Below are 18459 nucleotides of genomic sequence, written 5' to 3'. Positions count from 1 at the left end.
CCAGCGCGCAGCCATCCATGTCCAGAGCTCGGGGCGGCAGGAGGTGACCGGCGCCAATGTGCTGGTCGCGATCTTCGCCGAACGCGAATCGAACGCGGCCTATTTCCTGCAGGAAATGGATATGACCCGCTATGACGCGGTGAATTACATCGCCCATGGCGTCGCCAAGAACCCGTCCTTTAACGAGCCGCGCAAGGTCGTGGGCGCCGAAGAACCGGTCGAACAGAAGGCCGAGGCCGCGCAGGAGCCCAAAGAGGAAACTGCGCTTGGTAAATATTGCGTCGATCTGAACGCCAAATCCCGCAAGGGCGATGTGGACCCGCTGATCGGCCGCGAATCCGAGGTCGAGCGTGCGATCCAGGTCCTTTGCCGCCGCCGCAAGAACAACCCGCTGCTGGTGGGCGATCCGGGCGTGGGCAAGACCGCCATCGCCGAGGGGCTGGCGCTGAAGATCACGCGGGGCGAGACGCCTGACGTGCTGGCCGGTGCCACGATTTTTTCGCTGGATATGGGGGCGCTGCTGGCCGGCACCCGCTATCGCGGCGATTTCGAGGAACGGCTGAAAGCGGTCGTCAAGGAACTTGAGGCGCATCCCGACGCGATCCTGTTCATCGACGAGATCCACACCGTGATCGGTGCGGGCGCGACCTCGGGCGGGGCGATGGATGCCTCCAACCTGCTGAAACCGGCGCTGGCCGGGGGCAAGCTGCGCTGCATGGGCTCCACGACCTATAAGGAATACCGCCAGCATTTCGAAAAGGACCGCGCGCTGTCGCGCCGGTTCCAGAAGATCGACGTGAACGAGCCTTCGGTGCCCGACACGATCAAGATCCTGATGGGGCTCAAGCCGCATTTCGAGGCGCATCACGACCTGCGTTACACCAATGATGCGATCAAATCGGCGGTGGAACTGGCCAGCCGCTATATCAACGACCGCAAGCTGCCCGACAGCGCCATCGACGTGATCGACGAGGCGGGCGCGGCGCAGCATCTGGTCGCGGAAAGCAAACGCCGCAAGACGATCAGCCCCAAAGAGATCGAGGCCGTGGTGGCCAAGATTGCGCGCATTCCGCCCAAGAATGTCAGCAAGAACGATGCCGAGGTGCTGCGCGATCTGGAAGCCTCGCTCAAGCGGGTGGTCTTTGGTCAGGACGATGCGATCAGCGCGCTGTCATCGGCGATCAAGCTGGCGCGTGCGGGTCTGCGCGAACCGGAAAAGCCCATCGGCAACTATCTGTTCGCGGGCCCGACCGGCGTCGGCAAGACCGAGGTCGCCAAACAGCTTGCCACCACGTTGGGGGTCGAGTTGCTGCGCTTCGACATGTCCGAATATATGGAGAAACACGCGGTCAGCCGGTTGATCGGCGCGCCTCCGGGCTATGTCGGCTTTGATCAGGGCGGGCTGCTGACCGATGGCGTCGACCAGCACCCGCATTGCGTGCTGCTGCTGGACGAAATCGAAAAGGCGCACCCGGATGTTTATAACATTCTGCTGCAGATCATGGATGCGGGGCGTCTGACCGACCATAACGGCCGCCAGGTCGATTTCCGCAATGTGATCCTGATCATGACCTCGAATGCGGGCGCCTCGGATGCCGCCAAGGCCGCGATCGGCTTTGGCCGCGACCGGCGCGAGGGCGAGGACACCGCCGCGATCGAGCGGACGTTCACGCCCGAATTCCGCAACCGTCTGGATGCGATCATCAGCTTTGCGCCGCTGTCGCGCGAGGTTGTGGTGCATGTGGTCGAAAAGTTCGTGCTGCAGCTGGAGGCGCAGCTGATGGACCGCAATGTCCATATCGAGCTGACGCCCGAGGCGGCGGACTGGCTGGCGGAAAAAGGCTATGACGACCGCATGGGCGCCCGCCCGCTTGGCCGGGTGATTCAGGAATACATCAAGAAACCGCTGGCGGAAGAGCTGCTGTTCGGCCGCCTGACCAAGGGCGGCATGATCCGGGTGAAGATCGAGGACGACAAACCGGCGTTTGACATCACCGGCCCTGAGGCTCCGCGGATCGGTCGGTCAAAGACGCCGCTGCTGACGGCGGAGTGATTGCTGCGGTGAGGTGAGAGAGACGGCATGGCGTTCTTTTGGGGGCGCCATGTCGGGGTTTTTGGGGTGAGCGAAAGTGCTTCGTGTGAGACGGTTTTAGCGCGTTGACTCTGATACTTGGCTGAGAGTGTTCTAGAAAGAGTGAGCGCGCACTCAGGCAGCGGCACATTAGCGACTTCGCATCGAATGAGTCGCCTGGCTATGTTGCCATCCTTGACCTCTCTCCTCACAAAATGGTTACCAAAAAATCTGTTTCTGCTTTAGTGTGCTCTCAAGCTGTATGGGAATCAACGCGACGAGCGGAGCACCGCAATGGCAGAGGCATTTCCTGTCGCCGCAGCCACATCTGTCGTGGCATCCGGCGTCTATCTGTGTGGATATCGTTATCTGGGCGGATACTTTTCCTTTTACGATCTTTCATCAATTGGCGGCGACTACGGATTTCAAACAGTTCTGGCGCATGCTCTTCCGTCAATATTGTCCACGCTAAATAATTCCTGGATTTTGTTAATACTCGCTGTTCTCGCTGCAGCTCTTATCACAATTTACACTAGAACTATTTCCGTCCCCTTATTTGCAGTTGCTTCTTTTATCTTTTACGCCGTATGGGATGCCCCAAGGCAAGGATTCTTGACGGCACAAGAAGACTACCCGTTCTTGAAGCCTGCTAATGTCATTTCCGGACCAGCAAAAATAGAATTAGACAAGTTTCTTTCAAAAAACACCGGAACCACCCTTCATCATTTGATCAGCACGACCAACGACGTATACCTAATTTCAAAATGGAGTGGGAGCAAAAGACGATGGATATATCACTTCCCAAAAAACTCAGGCCATGTGATAAGAGTATATCAAGACACACACCCCGAAAGAAACTCATACTAGCCTCACTAGGGCTTTCGCTATCACCGCTTCATCTCGCGCTCGCTTCACCTGAAGCGGAGAAATCAACGCGAGCGGCGTTAGATGGAATTATCTCGTTTCCGTCAGAAGAATACCAATATTATAGAATAAATAACTCAGACGATCCGAGAAAGGTCCGTGTCAACGCATTTGCTGAATTGAAAGATGGCAAGGTCTTGGTGGAGTTCTGTGGAAACGAAGGCTCTGCAGAGGTCGATTTTTCAACTCTCATTCTGGCCGATAGCGACTGCAACAACAGGACGACCGGTCCATTCACTTTAGCAAATGCAGAAAATCGAGCCATTTTGAGCGTCGGATCGCACGTTCTTACCTCCAATGGAGTTTTGATAGGCGAGATCTCAGCAGTTGGAAGCGAGTTTCCGTATGCAGTGCAGGTCGAACTAATGCCCGAATTCGACAACGGATCAACTATAGTAAAACCGCTCTCAGACTTCGCTATAATTCAAAAGCCCACGGGGGAGTTCAACGCAGTCACAACTTACGAGATGCCCTTTTTACAAGATGCCCCTTCTTAATATGTAGCTACTCTCACCCATCCATCTTCAACGCCTGAATAAACGCCGTCTGCGGGATCTCCACCTTGCCGAACTGGCGCATCTTCTTCTTGCCCGCCTTCTGCTTCTCCAGCAGCTTCTTTTTCCGCGTCGCGTCGCCGCCATAGCATTTGGCGGTCACGTCCTTGCGCATGGCCGACAGGGTCTCTCGCGCGATCACGCGGGACCCGATGGCGGCCTGAATCGGGATCTTGAACATGTGCCGGGGGATCAGCTCTTTCAGCTTTTCCACCATGACCCGGCCCCGCGATTCCGCGCGGTCGCGGTGGACCATGATCGACAGGGCGTCGACGGGCTCATCGTTCACAAGGATCGACATCTTGACCAGATAATCCTCGCGGTATTCGCTGATCTGATAGTCAAAGCTGGCATAGCCCTTGGTCACCGATTTCAGGCGGTCGTAGAAATCGAACACGACCTCGGCCAGCGGCAGGTCATAGACGACCATCGCGCGGGCGCCCGCATAGGTCAGGTCCAGCTGGATGCCGCGGCGGTCCTGGCACAGTTTCAGCACATCGCCCAGATAATCGTCAGGCACCATGATCGTGGCCTTGATGCGCGGCTCCTCGATATGGTCGACCAGCGTCAGGTCGGGCATGTCGGCGGGGTTGTGCAGCTCGCGCATCTCGCCGTCGCGCATGTGCAGGCGGAAGACGACCGAGGGGGCGGTGGTGATCAGGTCCAGATCGTATTCGCGTTCCAGACGGTCGCGGATGACCTCAAGATGCAGCAGGCCCAGGAAGCCGCAGCGGAAGCCGAAGCCGAGGGCGGCCGAGGTTTCCATCTCGTAGCTGAAGCTGGCATCGTTCAGGGCCAGCTTTTCGATGGCGTCACGCAGGGGTTCGAAATCATTGGCGTCCACCGGGAACAGGCCGCAGAAGACCACGGGTTGCGCCGGTTTGAAGCCGGGCAGCGCGGTGGTGCAGGGCTTGCGTTCGTGGGTGATGGTGTCGCCGACGCGGGTGTCGCGGACCTGCTTGATCGAGCCGGTGAAGACGCCGATCTCGCCCGGCCCCAGCTCGTCGATGTCGACCATGGCGGGGGTCAGCACGGCCAGCTTGTCGATGCGGTGGGACGCGCCCGTCTGCATCATCTTGATCTGCTCGCCCTTGCGGATGACGCCGTCCATGACGCGGATCATCACGACGACGCCCAGATAGGCGTCATACCAGCTGTCGACCAGCATGGCTTTCAGCGGTGCGTCGCGGTCGCCTTTCGGCGCGGGCAGGCGCGTCACGATCGCCTCCAGCACGTCGGGGATGCCGAGGCCGGTCTTGGCGCTGATCGGGATGGCGTCCTGTGCGTCGATGCCGATCACATCCTCGATCTGGGCCTTCACGCGGTCGGGCTCGGCGGCGGGCAGGTCGATCTTGTTCAGGACCGGCACGATGTCATGGCCCGCGTCGATGGCCTGATAGACATTGGCCAGGGTCTGCGCCTCGACGCCCTGCGTCGCGTCCACGACCAGCAACGAGCCCTCGACCGCGCGCATGCTGCGGCTGACCTCATAGGCAAAGTCCACATGGCCGGGCGTGTCGATCAGGTTCAGGACATAGGTGTGACCATCCTTCGCCGGATAGGCGATGCGGACGGTGTTGGCCTTGATGGTGATCCCCCGCTCGCGCTCGATGTCCATGCTGTCCAGCATCTGGGCTTTCATGTCGCGGTCGGCGACAGTGCCCGTCGACTGGATCAGCCGGTCGGCAAGGGTGGATTTTCCGTGGTCGATATGGGCCACGATCGAAAAATTGCGGATGAGGGAAAGCTCGGTCATGGCCGGGCTATACAGGGGCGCGCGGGCCACGAAAAGAGGGTTTCGCGGGCCGCGCGCGCTTTGCGGTCACGGCATGGCGGGCTGGTCGGCCACCGCCAGCATCAGCCGTGCCACCTCGGCCGAGGAGGCCGGGTTCTGGCCCGTCACCAGCCGCCCGTCGGCCAGTGCAAAGGGCTGCCAGTCGGGGCCGGTCTGGTGCTGCGCGCCCTGCGCCTTCAGTTGATCGGCCAGCAGGAAGGGGACGGTGCCGGTGAGGCCCGCCGCGTCTTCCTCGGCATTGGTAAAGCCCGCGACGCGGCGGCCCTTGACCAGCGGATCGCCTGACGCGAGGCGCGCCGACAGCAGCCCCGCCGGGCCGTGGCAGACGGCGCCGATGACCGCGCCCTTGTCCCAGGCCTGCGCCAGCAGAAAGCCCAGGGCGCGCGAGTCCGGCAGATCCCACATGGTGCCGTGGCCGCCGGGCAGAAAGACGATGTCGCAGCCCGAAACCTCGACCTGATCGACGGCTTCGGTGTTGCGCAGCTTGTTCATGGCGGGTTCGTCGGCCATGAAGCGGCGCACATCGTCGTTCAGCGCATCGCCTTTGGCCGAGGCCGGGTCGGCGGGCGGCTCGCCGCCCTTGATGCTGGCCAGCTCGACCGTCCAGCCAGCGTCGGACAGGGCCCAATAGGGGGTGGCCAGCTCTTCCCAGTAAAAGCCGGTGGGGGTGTCGCTGTCGCCAAGGCTGTCATGCGAGGTCAGAATGAAAAGCGCGCGGGGCATGGAAGGCTCCTGTGTGGTCGGGGCCTGCGGGGGCAGGCCGTTGCCCGCTCAACCATTGGCGGCGCGCAAGGTTCCCGGCCAGGCCCGCGGGGCGGTGCCGCGCGGTCCCGCAGGGCCGCGCAGCCGCCAAGGCCCCTCGATGGGGCCGCAGGCGGCTGCCCCTGCGGCGGTCGCGCCGCGTGGGCTCAGCGCCGGCCGGGACGGGTCAGACCGTCCACCGCCACAGCAACCGGGCGCCGCACCTGCGCCTCGCGCCACATCGCATAGCCGCCCGCCAGCGCGATCAGGGCCGCACCCGCAAGGGTCAGCGCATCGGGGCGTTCACCAAAGACCACCACCGCGACCAGCAGCGCAAAGCCCAGCCGCGTATAGCGGAACGGCGCCACAACGGACGCCTCGCCCAGCCGCGAGGCCGCCACCAGCGCGCCATAGCCCAGCACCCCGAACAGCACCGTGCCCGCCAGCAGCGCCAGCTGCACAGCCCCCGGCACCACGACCGGGCCACCGCCCAGCAACGCCAGCACGATGCCCGCAGGCACCATCGCGCCAAAGGCCGAGGCCGACAGCTGGTCCGACGGGACATGCGCCGGGATCCGCCGCGTCGCCAGATCGCGCAACGTCAGCCCCGCCACGCCCAGCACCGCCCAGAGCATCGCCATGTCGACATCGCCCGAGCCGGGCCGCAGGATCAGCAGCACGCCCGCAAACCCCACCGCGACCGAGGCCCATCGCCGCCAGCCCACCGCCTCGCCCAGAAACAGCGCCGCCCCCATCACCAGCGTCAGCGGCAGCACCTGCAGAATGGCCGAGGTCACCGCCAGATCGCCCACCGCCAGCGCCGTGACAAAGGCGAAGGCGCCCACCAGCTCGCCCAGATTGCGCGCCAGAACCATCGGATGCAGCAGCGCCCGCGTCCACAGCGCCCGCCGCCGCCGCGCCAGCAGCCCCCAGAAGACCAGCGCCCCGCCCAGCCCGGTCAGCGCCAGAAGCTGCGGCACCGGCAGGCTCAGCGTCAGCGTCTTGATCAGCGCATCCTCGACCGCGAACAGCGCCATGGCGCCGGTCATCAGCAGCGCCGCGCGGCCATTCTCGGTCACGCCGCCCCCTCCTCGATCGCCGCGACCAGCGCGGGCAGTCCGGTCAGGGAGGTCAGCTGGTGCAGACGCGGATGATCGGGCGCATCGGCATGTTCGGCCACCCAGGTCTGGTCGTGGGGGATGAACACCCCCCAGCCGCCCAGGTCCAGCACCGGGATCACATCGCTTTTCATGGAATTGCCCGCCATCAGGAATCGCTCACCCGCCACCCCCTGCGCCCAGAGCACGCGGGCATAGGATTCGGGCGTCTTGTCGGCCAGAATCTCGACCGAGGCAAAGCGCTCGGCCAGCCCCGAGGCGGCGATCTTGCGCTCCTGATCCATCAGGTCGCCCTTGGTGATCAGAATCAGCCGCCGGTCGGCCAGCGCGTCCAGCGCCGTCCCGACACCGGGCAACAGATCGACCGGATGGGCCAGCATCTCGCGCCCCAGATCCAGGATGCGTCCGATCGTGCGGCCATCGGCGCGGCCATCGGTCAGCTCGATCGCCGTCTCGACCATCGACAGCATGAATCCCTTGATCCCATAGCCATAGCGGACCAGATTGGCGCGCTCGACATCGTAAAGCCTTGCGGCAATGTCTTCGGGGGCCGCGTGATCGGCCAGAAGCGTGCAGAATTCGGCCTCGGTCAGGCGAAAGAAGGTCTCGTTCTCCCACAGCGTGTCGTCGGCATCCAGCCCGATGGCCTCGATCATCCACGCCTCCTGTCCCGGTTCATCCTGTCAGGACCATGCGGCCACGCATTTGTCAAACCGCCCCGAGCGTCGGAGATGATTGAGCGTCGACGCCGTTTTTGCTATGGCTGGTGGCACAGGGCATGCAGACTGGGGCAACCGGCGGCCCGACCGCGAATGAGGAACCCCGAGGAGACAGTCCATGCGCAAGCAATCCATGCTGAACCGGCTGGTGATCGCCGCCGCCGCCGTGGTGATGACCGCGCCCCTGGCGATGGCCGGGCCGATCGACAGCGCCTGTGTGCGCTCGGACCGTGCGCGCGGCAATGCGCCGCTGTGCGGTTGCATCCAGCAGGTCGCCAACCAGACCCTGTCGCGCGCCGACCAGCGCCGCGCCGCGGAGTTCTTCCGCGACCCGCACCGCGCGCAAGAGGTCCGCACCTCCAAGCGCAACGGTGACAGCGAATTCTGGCGCCGCTATCGCCATTTCGCCAGCCAGGCCGAGGGGCTGTGCCGCCGCTGAGGCGCCGCATCGCGGTTCTGACCGGGGCGGGCGTCTCTGCCGAAAGCGGGCTGGCGACGTTCCGCGCCGCCGACGGCCTGTGGGAGCGCCACCGGATCGAGGATGTGGCCACGCCCGAGGCCTTTGCCCGCGACCCCGCGCTGGTACATCGTTTCTACAATGCGCGCCGGGCGGCGGCTGCGGCGGCCCAGCCCAACGCGGCCCATTTCGCGCTGGCGCGGCTGGCGCAGGCGCATGATCTGGTGCTGATCACGCAGAATGTCGATGATCTGCACGAACGCGCGGGCAGCCCAGATGTGATCCATATGCATGGCGCCCTGTCGCGCGCGCTGTGCGCGGCCTGCGGGCATCGCTGGCCCGCGCCTGCGGTGATGGCGCCCGGTGACCCCTGCCCCGCCTGCGCGGCGCCCGCGACCCGCCCCGACATCGTCTGGTTCGGAGAGATCCCGCAACAGATGGAGACAATCTGGCAGGCCCTGCAGGACTGCGAGATTTTCGCGGCCATCGGCACTTCGGGTCAGGTCTGGCCTGCGGCGGGCTTTGCCCAGCATGCCGCGCGCATGGGCGCCGATTGCGTCGAGCTGAACCTTGAGGCCAGCGCCGTGGCGCGCGATTTCGACCGCCATATCACCGGCCCGGCCTCAAAGACCGTGCCGGAATGGGTCGAGGGGCTGACCGGCGGCTGACCCTCAGCCGAGCCGGGCCAGAACCTCGTCCAGCAGCGCCGCCATCTCATCGCGGGCGGCGGCTGTGCCGCTGCCTTCGATCACGCCCAGGCCCTGCCCCAGCGTCTCGGCATAGGCGACGCGGTTGGCGACGCGCGTTTCGGCCACGATGGCGCCCAGTTCGGTCGCCCGCTCGGCCACCTCGACCGACAGGCGGGTGTTGGGGCGGGTGCGGTTCAGCACCACCAGCACCTCGGCCCGCTCGCGCCGCGCCAGATCCAGCACGCCCTCGGTCGCCCACAGATCGACATGGCTGGTCGCCACCGGCACCAGCACCAGATCGGCCACCCGCAACGAAGGCCGCAGGTCGCTGTCGATCTTGGGCGGCGTGTCGATGATGACATAATCGAACCGCTTCTTCAGCTTTTCCGATTCGTAGCTGGCCCCCCAGGCCGACGAGGTCGAGAAATCCAGCGCCTCATCCTCGCCCCGCGCGGCAATGCGTTCGAGGAACCAACGCCCCATGCTGCCCTGCGGATCGGTGTCGACAAGGGCCACCGAACGGCCCCGGCCATGCAGCGCGACCGCCAGATTGACCGCCAGCGTGGTCTTGCCCGAACCGCCCTTTTGCTGCGCCACGGTGATGATCCGGCCCGTCATGTGCTGCTCCTCCTTGTCGGTTGGGTGACGTTATCAGGCAGCAGAGCGATTGCACGGGGTTTCTGCATGTGCAGCATCAGGGATGCACCGATTGCACCTCGTACATGACCGGCTCGAAACTTTTGCACATGGCGTGGATCTCGCGGTTGCGGCGGCGCATCTCGGGGTGGCGCAGCATGGCCTGATAATCGCGCCGGTCGCGCCATTGCGAATAGGTGGCGATGCGGGTCTGCGCGTCGTTCAGATGGATCGCGCCGGACAGGCAGCCGGGCTGCTGGCTGATGACCTGCGCCCAGGCATCGGTCAGCGCGTCCAGCACGTCATGGGCATTGCCGGGCGTGACCTCGAAGGTGGTGATAACGGTCTGGCCGTCGAAATCAGGGCGGATATGGGGCATGGGCTGGCCTTTCGCTGGCAGGGCTGTGCCCGGCCAGCCTAACCGGGCACGCCCGCCGCGCAAAGCGCATTGCGGCGGGCTTGCACGACGTGCATCCTGCGCGCGGATGGCAGAAGGATGGCAGAATGATCCCGGTTTTTGACGGTCACAACGATACGCTGCAACGGATTGTCGCAGCAGGTGAAGGGGGTGCTGCGCTGTGGCAAGCAGGCGGCGGGGTTGGCCATCTGGACCTGCCGCGCGCACAGGCGGGCGGGCTGGTGGGCGGATTTTTCGCGATCTGGATCCCCTCGCCCCAGACGCTGGACGATGTCGACCATGTCCACGCGATGGAGAACCCGCCCTTTGCCCTGCCGCTGCCCGATGAAATCCCCGCCGCCACCGCCCTGCCCCATGCCTTTGCGCAGGCCGCCGCCCTGCGGATGCTGGAACGGACCGGCACGCTGTCGGTCGTGACCACGGCGGCTGAACTGCACGCAGCACTGGCCGCCGGACGCTTTGCCGCCGTGCTGCATATGGAGGGGGCCGAGGCGATCGCCGACCCCGACGCGCTGCATCTGTGGCACGGCATGGGGCTGCGCTCGCTGGGGCCGGTCTGGTCGCGGCCGACGCGGTTCGGCCATGGCGTGCCCTTTGCCTTTCCCGCCTCGCCCGATCTGGGCGGCCCGCTGACCGAAGCGGGCCGGGCGCTGGTCCGGGACTGCAACGCGCTGGGGATCATGCTGGACCTGTCGCATCTGAACGAGGCCGGGTTTGACGACATCGCCCGCCTGTCGGATGCGCCACTGGTCGCCAGCCACAGCGCGGTGCACGCGATCTGTGCCAGCAGCCGCAACCTGACCGACCGGCAGCTGCGCCAGATCGCGGACAGCGGCGGGCTGGTCGGGCTGAATTTCGCCTCCAGCTTCCTGCGGCCCGACGGGCGGCGGCTGCCCTTGCAGGATCTGGGCGTGATGCTGCGCCATCTGGACCATCTGCTGGGCATTCTGGGCGAGGATGGCGTGGCGCTGGGGTCGGATTTCGACGGCGCGCTGATGCCGCGCGACCTGCCCGATGCCGCCGCCCTGCCCCGCCTGCTGGAGGCGATGGCGGCGCATGGCTATGGCGAGGCACTGATCCGCAAGATCGCTTGCGGGAACTGGATTTCGATGCTGGAACGGACCTGGCGCAGCTGACGCAAGAAAAACGGCGCCTCGCGGGGCGCCGTTCTGCTGTCAGGTCTAGTCGCCTTCGGGCGTCCCGGCGGGACCAGCCTGCGCCACCGCGATCAGTTGCGCCAGTTCCGGCTCGGCGCCCAGATCGGCCAGCGCAAAACGTTCGGTCAGGCTGTCGGGCGACAGTTCGACATTGCTGACGACCTGCGCGCCGGGCGCCGCCGGGCCGTAAGCCTGCCCGTTGACGGCGAAATAAACCGCACCGGAATTGCCGGTCCGCAGGCGCGGCGGCTCTTCCAGCTTGGGCAAGGCAAAGCGTTCGCCGGCATCCATAATCTTTTCCAGCAGCACAGTGCCATCCGCCGAGGTCACGCGCACCCAGGCCGGGCGCACCGCCAGAAGTTCGGTCTGCGGCGCGTCGGGGGCCAGCGTGCGCACACCCGCATCGGCGGTGGTGGTGGCATCTGCCGGCGCCGCGTCAGGCGTGTCCGCAAGCGCCGGGCCGAACATCTCGGACATCGTCTGCGACATATCGGGCTGCGGAACCGCCGTCACAAGGCCCGCATCGGCAATGATCGTCTCGACCGACAGGGCACCGTCCATCAGGCCGGGGTCGATCGCGGCAATCGGGCCGTCGCGCGCGGTCAGGACCGGCGCCTCAAGAATCTGGGGACGATAAAGGCGGTCCATCGCTTCGGGCTGCGGCAGGCTCTGGGCGATCTGCGCCGGATCGCGGGTCTCGATTTCAGGGCCACCAAGGCCTGCGCCCTGCGTCGGGTCCAGATCGGTGACCAGCCGCGGCAGATCATCGCCCGGCGTCAGGGTCACGCGCTGAACCTCTTGCAGGACCGCATAGCCGCCATAGCCCAGCCCGGCAATCAACGCCATCAGCACAACCAGCGCGCCCACGGCACGCGGCTCAAGATCCGACCAGAAGTTGCGTTCCTGCGGGATGAACAGCGCGCGGGGATTTGCCAGCGCCTCGGCGGGGTCAGAGGGGCGGCGGCCGGGTTTCGGCCCTGCGGCCGAAGGCGCCATGCCATGGGTCGGCTGAAAGCCCGATTCCACGCAGAAGCGACGGAAGGTCCAGTCAGGGTCCATCCCCAGATAGCGCGCATAGGAACGCACATAGCCCGAGATGAAGCTGGGGGCGTCAAAGGCCGAAATATCGCAATTCTCGATCGCCGCGACATACGAGGCACGAATCCGCAACTCGCGCTGAACATCCAGCAACGACTTGCCAAGTGTCGCGCGCTCGCCGCGCATGATGTCGCCTAGGCGGGTGTCATCGTCGTAGAAATGCTGGATTTCCCCGACCGCCGCACCGTCCTCTGCCGGGTACTTTGCCCGCAGCCTGCTCATCCCGATTGCCTCATCTGCCCGCCGTGCAGCCGGTGACGAATCACCGTCTGCCGCTCTTCTTTACAGGTAGGGTATCACGCAGACGAGAGCAGTTCACCCGTCATCGGGCTTACGCACTCAATTCAGCGCGATTCAGCGCACAATGCGACCAAAGCGCATCCATGGCGCGAACCAGATGGTCAATCTGCTTCGGATCGTGCACCGGAGAGGGGGTAAAGCGAAGCCGCTCGGTCCCGCGAGGCACGGTGGGATAGTTAATTGGTTGTACATAAATATTATAATCGCGCAAGAGCATATCTGACAGCGCCTTGCAATGAACCGGATGACCGACATGGACGGGCACGATGTGGCTGCCATGGTCGATGATCGGCATGCCAAGCGATTTCAGCCGCATCTTGAGGATACGCGCGTGCAATTGCTGGGCATCGCGCAGCTTCTGCCCCTCGGGCGTCTTCAGCAGGGCGATGGCGGTCGCGGCCCCGGCAGCCACGGCAGGCGGCAGCGAGGTGGTAAAGATAAAGCCCGGCGCATAGGAGCGGATCGCGTCGCACATGCGTGCACTGGCCGCGATATAGCCGCCAAAGACGCCGAACGCCTTGCCAAGCGTGCCGTTGAAGATGTCGATGCGGTCCACCAGCCCGTCCCGCTCGGCCACGCCGCCGCCGCGCGGACCATACATGCCGACCGCATGCACCTCGTCCAGATAGGTCAGGGCGCCGAATTCGCGCGCCAGATCGCAGATCGCCTCGATCGGGGCGAAATCGCCGTCCATGGAATAGATCGACTCAAACGCGATCAGCTTGGGCGCATCGGGATCATCCGCCGCCAGCAAGGCACGCAGATGGGCCACATCATTGTGACGGAAGATGCGCTTGGCGCCGCCATGACGCTTGATCCCCTCGATCATCGAGGCGTGGTTCAGCTCATCGGAATAGATGATCAGGCCGGGAAACAGCTTGGGCAGGGTCGAAAGCGTGGCGTCATTGGCGATATAGGCGCTGGAAAAGACCAGGGCCGCGTCCTGCCCGTGCAGATCGGCCAGCTCGGCCTCCAGCCGCTTGTGATAGACGGTGGTGCCGCTGATATTGCGCGTGCCGCCCGATCCGGCGCCGGTCGCATCCAGCGCCTCGTGCATCGCGGCCAGAACGGCGGGATGCTGGCCCAGACCCAGATAGTCGTTGCCGCACCAGACGGTGATTTCCTGCTGCTGACCATCGGGACGGTTCCAGACGGCCTGCGGAAAACGGCCCTTTGCCCGCTCGATGTCAATGAAGGTCCGATAGCGGCCTTCGTCGTGCAGGCGGGCAATGGCCTGATCCAGAGCAGCGTTATAGTTCATTGCGGGCGTTCCCTTGCATAGCTGGCTGGGTGCAATCATTGTCGATTGCGCGCGGCCCGGCTTTGATAGAGGTCAAGTCGCGAAATTGACAGGCCCAAAAATGTCATCTTCGACGAAAGGCGCATGTCAAAACCCAAGGTTTACACTCGGAAAGGTAGGAAACATGGCGGATCAGGCAAGGCTGCGAGACATCCTGACGCAGCTTGACGCAGGCCGGGATCAGGCGCTTGACCGGCTGATGGCGTTTCTGCGCATCCCCTCGGTCTCGACCGACCCGGCCCATGCGGGCGATGTGCGCCGCGCGGCGGACTGGCTGGCGGCGGAACTGACGGATCTGGGCTTTCAGACGCAGATCCACGACACGCCGGGGCACCCGATGGTCACGGCGCGCTCGGCCCCCGGCGGGGCGCGGCCCTTGCTGTTTTACGGCCATTACGACGTGCAGCCGGTCGATCCGCTGGATCTGTGGGACAACCCGCCCTTTGCCCCCGCCATCGAGGACACACCCACGGGCCCGGTGATCCGCGGCCGCGGCGCCTCGGATGACAAGGGCCAGCTGATGACCTTCATCGAGGCGTTCCGGGCGTGGAAGGCCGTCCATGGCCACCTGCCCACCGACCTGATCCTGCTGTTCGAGGGCGAAGAGGAATCCGGCTCGCCCTCGCTGCGCCCCTTCCTGCAGGCGCATGCCGACGATCTGCGCGCCTCGCTGGCGATGATCTGCGACACCGGCATGTATGCCGATGGCCGCCCCGCGATCACCACGCAGCTGCGCGGTCTGGTGGGACAAGAGGTGGTGATCCGCGCCGCCGACCGCGACCTGCATTCGGGCAGCTTCGGCGGGCTGGCCGCCAACCCGATTCTGGTGCTGGCCCAGGCGCTGGCGGCGCTGAAGGACGATCAGGGCCGCGTCACCCTGCCGGGCTTTTACGACGGCGTCGCGGACCTGCCCCCCGATCTGGCCCGCGACTGGCAGGCGCTGAACTTCGATGCGGGCGGTTTTCTGGGCCGCATCGGGTTGTCGCAACCCATCGGTGAAACCGGCCGCACGCCGCTGGAAATGGTCTGGAACCGCCCCACGGCCGAGATCAACGGCATCTCGGGCGGCTATACGGGCGAGGGCTTCAAGACCGTGCTGCCCGCGACGGCCCGGGCCAAGGTCAGCTTCCGCCTGACCGGGCGCCAGAACCCCGAGTCCATCCGCGCGGCGTTCCAGTCCCATATCCGCCGCTTTGTCCCCGCCGATTGCCAGGTCGAATTCCACGACCACGGCGCCAGCCCGGCCAGCGTCATGGACATCTCCGACCCGGCATTCGGGCTGGCGAAACAGGCGCTGACCGAGGAATGGGGCCGCGAGGCCGCCTTTATCGGCGCCGGCGGCTCGATCCCCATCGCGGGCGATTTCAAGGACATCCTCGGGATGGATTCGATGCTGGTGGGCTTTGGCCGCGACGACGACCGCATCCATTCCCCGAACGAGAAATACGACATCGAAAGCTTCACCAAAGGCGCCCGCTCATGGGCCCGCATCCTCGCGGCGCTGCGCCCCTGACTGCCCACCGCAACGAAAACGGGGCGCGCCACCGGCCCGCCCCTTCTTCTTCACCAAAATATCCCGGGGTGAGGCCCGGAACGGGCCGAGGGGCAGCGCCCCTCACCCCGCCCTCAGCCTCAGCCTCAGGCCCGGCAGTAGTTTTGCGACGAGGTCCATGCCGCAATATCGGCCCGTTTCGCAGCACTGCGCATCGGCGCCCAGTCCCGTGCCACGCCGCGCCAGCCGCTGCCGTCATGGGCCACGGCATTGTCGCGCCCGACCTGCCGCGACATGATCCGCACCGCGCAGCTCATGTTGTCGGCGCCGTTGCGGATATTGCCGTCGCAGCCGTAATGCCGCCATGTCGCCGGCGCGATCTGCATCAGCCCCAGCCAGCGCCCGCCACCGCCCGCGGCCTGCGGGTTATAGGTGCTTTCATGCTTGGCCACCGCCGACAGCAGCCCGGCCCAGAAGGCGCGGCGCCCGGTCCCGTCCAGCGCCGCATATTGCGGGCAATAGGTCTCGACATCGGCGGGCACGCGCGACATGATCGTCACGCCCTCGCGGTCCAGCGCGGCCAGCGTCGCGCGCGTCCAGTCATCCGCGCCCTGCCGCTGCCCCCAGCGCATCGGCGGGGTCGCGGCCAGCGACATCTGCTGCGCCTGCGCCTCGGCGCGTGCGGCAGTGTCGGGCGAGGGGGCGGTGGAACAGGCGGCAACCAGCGCCAGAACAACAAGGGACAGCGCAGCGCGCATTCAGGGCCTCATCAGGCAGTTTCATTCCCTTCTGCGCATAGAGCAGTCTGGTCATCGCGCAATCGCCCATCTGACCCGCGCCAGACCCTCGGCAGATTCACGCCACCGCAGCTTGCCGGAATCGACGGTTTTCCGCCGACGCCACCCGCAGGGCGCGCCCCTGGGCCGGATCGCGGTGATTTTCCTGTGATCGCGGCGGGGCTGCGCGGCAACCCGTGACAAGCCGCGCGCACTGTCCTAAAACCCGCGCCAGACCGTATGACTGCCGGAAAGGCCCGCATGATGCTTGACCATCTGACCTATACCGCCCCCCAGCCCAAGGTGATTCAGGGCGCGCAAAGCGAATGGGAACTGGTGATCGGCCTTGAGGTCCATGCGCAGGTCGCCTCGAAGGCCAAGCTGTTCTCGGGCGCCTCGACCACCTTCGGGTCCGAGCCCAACAGCAATGTGGCCTTTGTCGATGCGGCCATGCCGGGCATGCTGCCGGTGATCAACGAATTCTGCGTGGCCCAGGCCGTACGCACCGGTCTGGGGCTGAAGGCCGCGATCAACCTGCGCAGCGCCTTTGACCGCAAGAACTATTTCTACCCCGATCTGCCGCAGGGCTATCAGATCAGCCAGCTTTATCACCCGATCGTGGGCGAGGGCGAGATCATCGTCGACATGGCCCCCGGCGTGGCCCGCCGCGTGCGGATCGAGCGCATCCATCTGGAACAGGACGCGGGCAAGTCGATCCACGACATGGACCCGACGATGTCTTTTGTGGATCTGAACCGCACCGGCGTCGCGCTGATGGAGATTGTCAGCCGCCCCGACATCCGCGGCCCTGAAGAGGCCGCCGCCTATGTCGTGAAACTGCGCCAGATCCTGCGCTATCTGGGCACCTGCGACGGCAATATGCAGAACGGCAACCTGCGCGCCGATGTGAACGTGTCGGTCTGCAAGCCCGGCGATTACGAGCGTTTTACCGCAACGGGCGATTTCGGCCATCTGGGCACGCGCTGCGAGATCAAGAACATGAACTCGATGCGCTTCATTCAGGCCGCGATTGATTACGAGGCCCGCCGCCAGATCGCCATTCTGGAAGACGGCGGCAAGATCGTGCAGGAAACCCGCCTCTATGATCCCGACCGCGGTGAGACGCGGTCGATGCGGTCCAAGGAAGAGGCGCATGACTACCGCTATTTCCCCGATCCCGACCTGCTGCCGCTGGAAATCGAACAGGCTTGGGTCGATGACATTGCGGCCTCGATGCCCGAACTGCCCGATGAGAAAAAGGCCCGCTTCGTGCGCGACATGGGCCTGTCGGAATATGATGCGGGCGTGCTGACCGCCGAGGTCGAGAATGCCGATTACTTCGAGGCCGTGGCTGCGGGCCGTGACGGCAAGATGGCCGCCAACTGGGTCATCAACGAGCTGTTCGGGCGGTTGAACAAGGAGGGGCTGGTGGTTGCCACCTCGCCCCTGTCAGCCGCCCAGCTTGGCGGCGTGATCGACCTGATCGCGGATGGCTCGATTTCCGGCAAGATCGCCAAGGACCTGTTCGAGATCCTGTGGACCGAGGGCGGCGACCCGGCGGCCATCGTCGAGGCGCGCGGCATGAAGCAGGTCACCGATCTGGGCGCCATCGAGGCGGCGGTCGATGAGATCATCGCGGCCAACCCCGCACAGGTCGAAAAGGCCAGGGCGAACCCGAAACTGGCGGGCTGGTTCGTGGGTCAGGTGCTGAAGGCCACCGGCGGCAAGGCCAACCCCGCCGCCGTCAACGAGCTGGTCGCCCGCAAGCTGGGCCTGTGACACCACCCGCGCGCCCGGCATCTGGCGCGCGCCCCCTTCCCCGGCGCCGCAGATGCGCCCCATTCCCGCAGGTTCCCCATGGGCTATGAATACCACGCCATCCCGGCCCCCATGCGCGGGGAAAAGGCGCGCGACGCCAAGACCCCGACCGACCGCTATGCGCTGGCGCTGACGACCGAACTGAACCGCATGGCCGCCGGGGGTTGGGAATATCTGCGCGCCGATGTGCTGCCCAGTGAGGAACGCAGCGGGCTGACCGGGCGCACGACGCTGTACCACAACCTGCTGATCTTTCGCCGCCCGGTTGTTGTGGCTGCCGCGCCGGAGCCGCTGGCGCTTGCGCGCCCGGACGAGGCTCACGCCGAGGTCGCGACCCCTGCACAATCCGAAGCGGCACCCGCCCCCGCTGCTCCCGACACCGCACCCGAAAAGTAA

18 protein-coding genes are annotated in these 18459 nt (G+C 65.3%); 9 read left to right on the top strand and 9 right to left on the bottom strand.

All coding sequences use genetic code 11. The features are described 5' to 3' along the window. The 3 genes from clpA to ACK41U_RS06715 all read left to right on the top strand — a co-directional run. On the top strand, positions 1 to 2053 hold a 2053-nt coding region (clpA, locus tag ACK41U_RS06725; protein WP_409677535.1), incomplete at its 5' end, for an ATP-dependent Clp protease ATP-binding subunit ClpA. A 312-nt stretch (positions 2054 to 2365) separates the two neighbouring features. Then, positions 2366 to 2938 (top strand): hypothetical protein, encoded by a 573-nt coding sequence (locus tag ACK41U_RS06720; protein WP_409677533.1) that lies wholly within the window; start codon positions 2366 to 2368, stop codon positions 2936 to 2938. Next, complete coding sequence (locus ACK41U_RS06715) at positions 2857 to 3492, top strand: hypothetical protein (RefSeq protein WP_409677531.1); 636 nt, start codon at positions 2857 to 2859, stop codon at positions 3490 to 3492. The genes ACK41U_RS06720 and ACK41U_RS06715 overlap by 82 nt, the downstream gene beginning before the upstream one ends. 13 nt (positions 3493 to 3505) lie before the next feature. Here ACK41U_RS06715 and lepA read toward each other — a convergent pair whose 3' ends face one another. The 4 genes from lepA to ACK41U_RS06695 all read right to left on the bottom strand — a co-directional run bounded on the left by lepA (position 3506) and on the right by ACK41U_RS06695 (position 7859). Next, complete coding sequence (lepA, locus tag ACK41U_RS06710) at positions 3506 to 5305, bottom strand: translation elongation factor 4 (protein WP_409677529.1); 1800 nt, start codon at positions 5303 to 5305, stop codon at positions 3506 to 3508. Between the two features lie 66 nt (positions 5306 to 5371). Next, a complete protein-coding gene (locus ACK41U_RS06705) occupies positions 5372 to 6067 on the bottom strand; it encodes a type 1 glutamine amidotransferase domain-containing protein (protein ID WP_409677527.1) in 696 nt (231 codons plus the stop codon). Positions 6068 to 6252: 185 nt separating this feature from the next. Further along, complete coding sequence (locus ACK41U_RS06700) at positions 6253 to 7164, bottom strand: DMT family transporter (protein ID WP_409677525.1); 912 nt, start codon at positions 7162 to 7164, stop codon at positions 6253 to 6255. Then, positions 7161 to 7859: an HAD family hydrolase gene (locus ACK41U_RS06695; protein ID WP_409677523.1), complete on the bottom strand. Its 699-nt coding sequence runs from the start codon at positions 7857 to 7859 to the stop codon at positions 7161 to 7163. Before ACK41U_RS06695 ends, ACK41U_RS06700 begins: the two co-directional genes overlap by 4 nt. A gap of 181 nt (positions 7860 to 8040) precedes the next feature. On the opposite strand from ACK41U_RS06695, the gene ACK41U_RS06690 reads away from it, so the two are divergent. After that, positions 8041 to 8361, top strand: coding sequence for a hypothetical protein (locus ACK41U_RS06690; RefSeq protein WP_409677521.1), 321 nt, complete (start codon positions 8041 to 8043; stop codon positions 8359 to 8361). Next, on the top strand, positions 8349 to 9047 hold the full coding sequence (locus ACK41U_RS06685; protein ID WP_409677519.1) for an NAD-dependent deacylase: 699 nt from the start codon (positions 8349 to 8351) through the stop codon (positions 9045 to 9047). Before ACK41U_RS06690 ends, ACK41U_RS06685 begins: the two co-directional genes overlap by 13 nt. A 3-nt stretch (positions 9048 to 9050) precedes the next feature. Here the strand turns inward: ACK41U_RS06685 and parA are convergent, their stop codons facing one another. Beyond that, positions 9051 to 9686 carry a ParA family partition ATPase gene (parA, locus tag ACK41U_RS06680; protein WP_409677515.1) on the bottom strand — a complete coding sequence of 212 codons (636 nt, stop codon included), beginning with the start codon at positions 9684 to 9686 and terminating at the stop codon, positions 9051 to 9053. Positions 9687 to 9762: 76 nt separating this feature from the next. Beyond that, positions 9763 to 10083: an antibiotic biosynthesis monooxygenase family protein gene (locus tag ACK41U_RS06675; protein WP_409677513.1), complete on the bottom strand. Its 321-nt coding sequence runs from the start codon at positions 10081 to 10083 to the stop codon at positions 9763 to 9765. A 125-nt stretch (positions 10084 to 10208) separates the two neighbouring features. Between ACK41U_RS06675 and ACK41U_RS06670 the strand changes: the two genes are divergently transcribed. Next, complete coding sequence (locus ACK41U_RS06670) at positions 10209 to 11258, top strand: dipeptidase (RefSeq protein WP_409677511.1); 1050 nt, start codon at positions 10209 to 10211, stop codon at positions 11256 to 11258. Between the two features lie 45 nt (positions 11259 to 11303). Here the strand turns inward: ACK41U_RS06670 and ACK41U_RS06665 are convergent, their stop codons facing one another. Next, complete coding sequence (locus tag ACK41U_RS06665; protein WP_409677509.1) at positions 11304 to 12599, bottom strand: helix-turn-helix domain-containing protein; 1296 nt, start codon at positions 12597 to 12599, stop codon at positions 11304 to 11306. A 109-nt stretch (positions 12600 to 12708) separates the two neighbouring features. Continuing rightward, complete coding sequence (gene hemA / locus ACK41U_RS06660; protein WP_409677507.1) at positions 12709 to 13938, bottom strand: 5-aminolevulinate synthase; 1230 nt, start codon at positions 13936 to 13938, stop codon at positions 12709 to 12711. A 163-nt stretch (positions 13939 to 14101) separates the two neighbouring features. Between hemA and ACK41U_RS06655 the strand changes: the two genes are divergently transcribed. After that, the gene (locus ACK41U_RS06655) at positions 14102 to 15490 is read left to right on the top strand and encodes a M20/M25/M40 family metallo-hydrolase (protein ID WP_409677505.1); all 1389 of its coding nucleotides are present in this window, start codon (positions 14102 to 14104) and stop codon (positions 15488 to 15490) included. 125 nt (positions 15491 to 15615) lie between these two features. On the opposite strand, the gene ACK41U_RS06650 is transcribed toward ACK41U_RS06655, so the two are convergent. Then, the gene (locus ACK41U_RS06650) at positions 15616 to 16227 is read right to left on the bottom strand and encodes a transglycosylase SLT domain-containing protein (RefSeq protein ID WP_409677503.1); all 612 of its coding nucleotides are present in this window, start codon (positions 16225 to 16227) and stop codon (positions 15616 to 15618) included. Between the two features lie 282 nt (positions 16228 to 16509). Between ACK41U_RS06650 and gatB the strand changes: the two genes are divergently transcribed. Together gatB and ACK41U_RS06640 are read left to right on the top strand one after the other, a co-directional pair. Next, positions 16510 to 18024, top strand: a complete 1515-nt coding sequence (gene gatB / locus ACK41U_RS06645) for an Asp-tRNA(Asn)/Glu-tRNA(Gln) amidotransferase subunit GatB (RefSeq protein ID WP_409677501.1) — start codon at positions 16510 to 16512, stop codon at positions 18022 to 18024. Positions 18025 to 18102: 78 nt separating this feature from the next. Then, positions 18103 to 18459 (top strand): DUF4177 domain-containing protein, encoded by a 357-nt coding sequence (locus ACK41U_RS06640; RefSeq protein ID WP_409677499.1) that lies wholly within the window; start codon positions 18103 to 18105, stop codon positions 18457 to 18459.

Source organism: Paracoccus sp. (in: a-proteobacteria) (assembly GCF_046289755.1).
Lineage (GTDB): Bacteria > Pseudomonadota > Alphaproteobacteria > Rhodobacterales > Rhodobacteraceae > Paracoccus.
This window is presented reverse-complemented; position numbering and strand designations above follow the sequence as displayed.

What these genes read in the sequence shown, in the direction of transcription:
- ACK41U_RS06720 (WP_409677533.1), top strand. Translation starts at nt 2,366, where the DNA reads ATGGCAGAGGCATTTCCTGTCGCCGCAGCCACATCTGTCGTGGCATCC.
- ACK41U_RS06715 (WP_409677531.1), top strand. Translation starts at nt 2,857, where the DNA reads ATGGATATATCACTTCCCAAAAAACTCAGGCCATGTGATAAGAGTATA.
- lepA (WP_409677529.1), bottom strand. Translation starts at nt 5,305, where the DNA reads ATGACCGAGCTTTCCCTCATCCGCAATTTTTCGATCGTGGCCCATATC.
- ACK41U_RS06705 (WP_409677527.1), bottom strand. Translation starts at nt 6,067, where the DNA reads ATGCCCCGCGCGCTTTTCATTCTGACCTCGCATGACAGCCTTGGCGAC.
- ACK41U_RS06695 (WP_409677523.1), bottom strand. Translation starts at nt 7,859, where the DNA reads ATGATCGAGGCCATCGGGCTGGATGCCGACGACACGCTGTGGGAGAAC.
- ACK41U_RS06690 (WP_409677521.1), top strand. Translation starts at nt 8,041, where the DNA reads ATGCGCAAGCAATCCATGCTGAACCGGCTGGTGATCGCCGCCGCCGCC.
- parA (WP_409677515.1), bottom strand. Translation starts at nt 9,686, where the DNA reads ATGACGGGCCGGATCATCACCGTGGCGCAGCAAAAGGGCGGTTCGGGC.
- ACK41U_RS06675 (WP_409677513.1), bottom strand. Translation starts at nt 10,083, where the DNA reads ATGCCCCATATCCGCCCTGATTTCGACGGCCAGACCGTTATCACCACC.
- ACK41U_RS06670 (WP_409677511.1), top strand. Translation starts at nt 10,209, where the DNA reads ATGATCCCGGTTTTTGACGGTCACAACGATACGCTGCAACGGATTGTC.
- ACK41U_RS06665 (WP_409677509.1), bottom strand. Translation starts at nt 12,599, where the DNA reads ATGAGCAGGCTGCGGGCAAAGTACCCGGCAGAGGACGGTGCGGCGGTC.
- hemA (WP_409677507.1), bottom strand. Translation starts at nt 13,938, where the DNA reads ATGAACTATAACGCTGCTCTGGATCAGGCCATTGCCCGCCTGCACGAC.
- ACK41U_RS06655 (WP_409677505.1), top strand. Translation starts at nt 14,102, where the DNA reads ATGGCGGATCAGGCAAGGCTGCGAGACATCCTGACGCAGCTTGACGCA.
- ACK41U_RS06650 (WP_409677503.1), bottom strand. Translation starts at nt 16,227, where the DNA reads ATGCGCGCTGCGCTGTCCCTTGTTGTTCTGGCGCTGGTTGCCGCCTGT.
- gatB (WP_409677501.1), top strand. Translation starts at nt 16,510, where the DNA reads ATGCTTGACCATCTGACCTATACCGCCCCCCAGCCCAAGGTGATTCAG.
- ACK41U_RS06640 (WP_409677499.1), top strand. Translation starts at nt 18,103, where the DNA reads ATGGGCTATGAATACCACGCCATCCCGGCCCCCATGCGCGGGGAAAAG.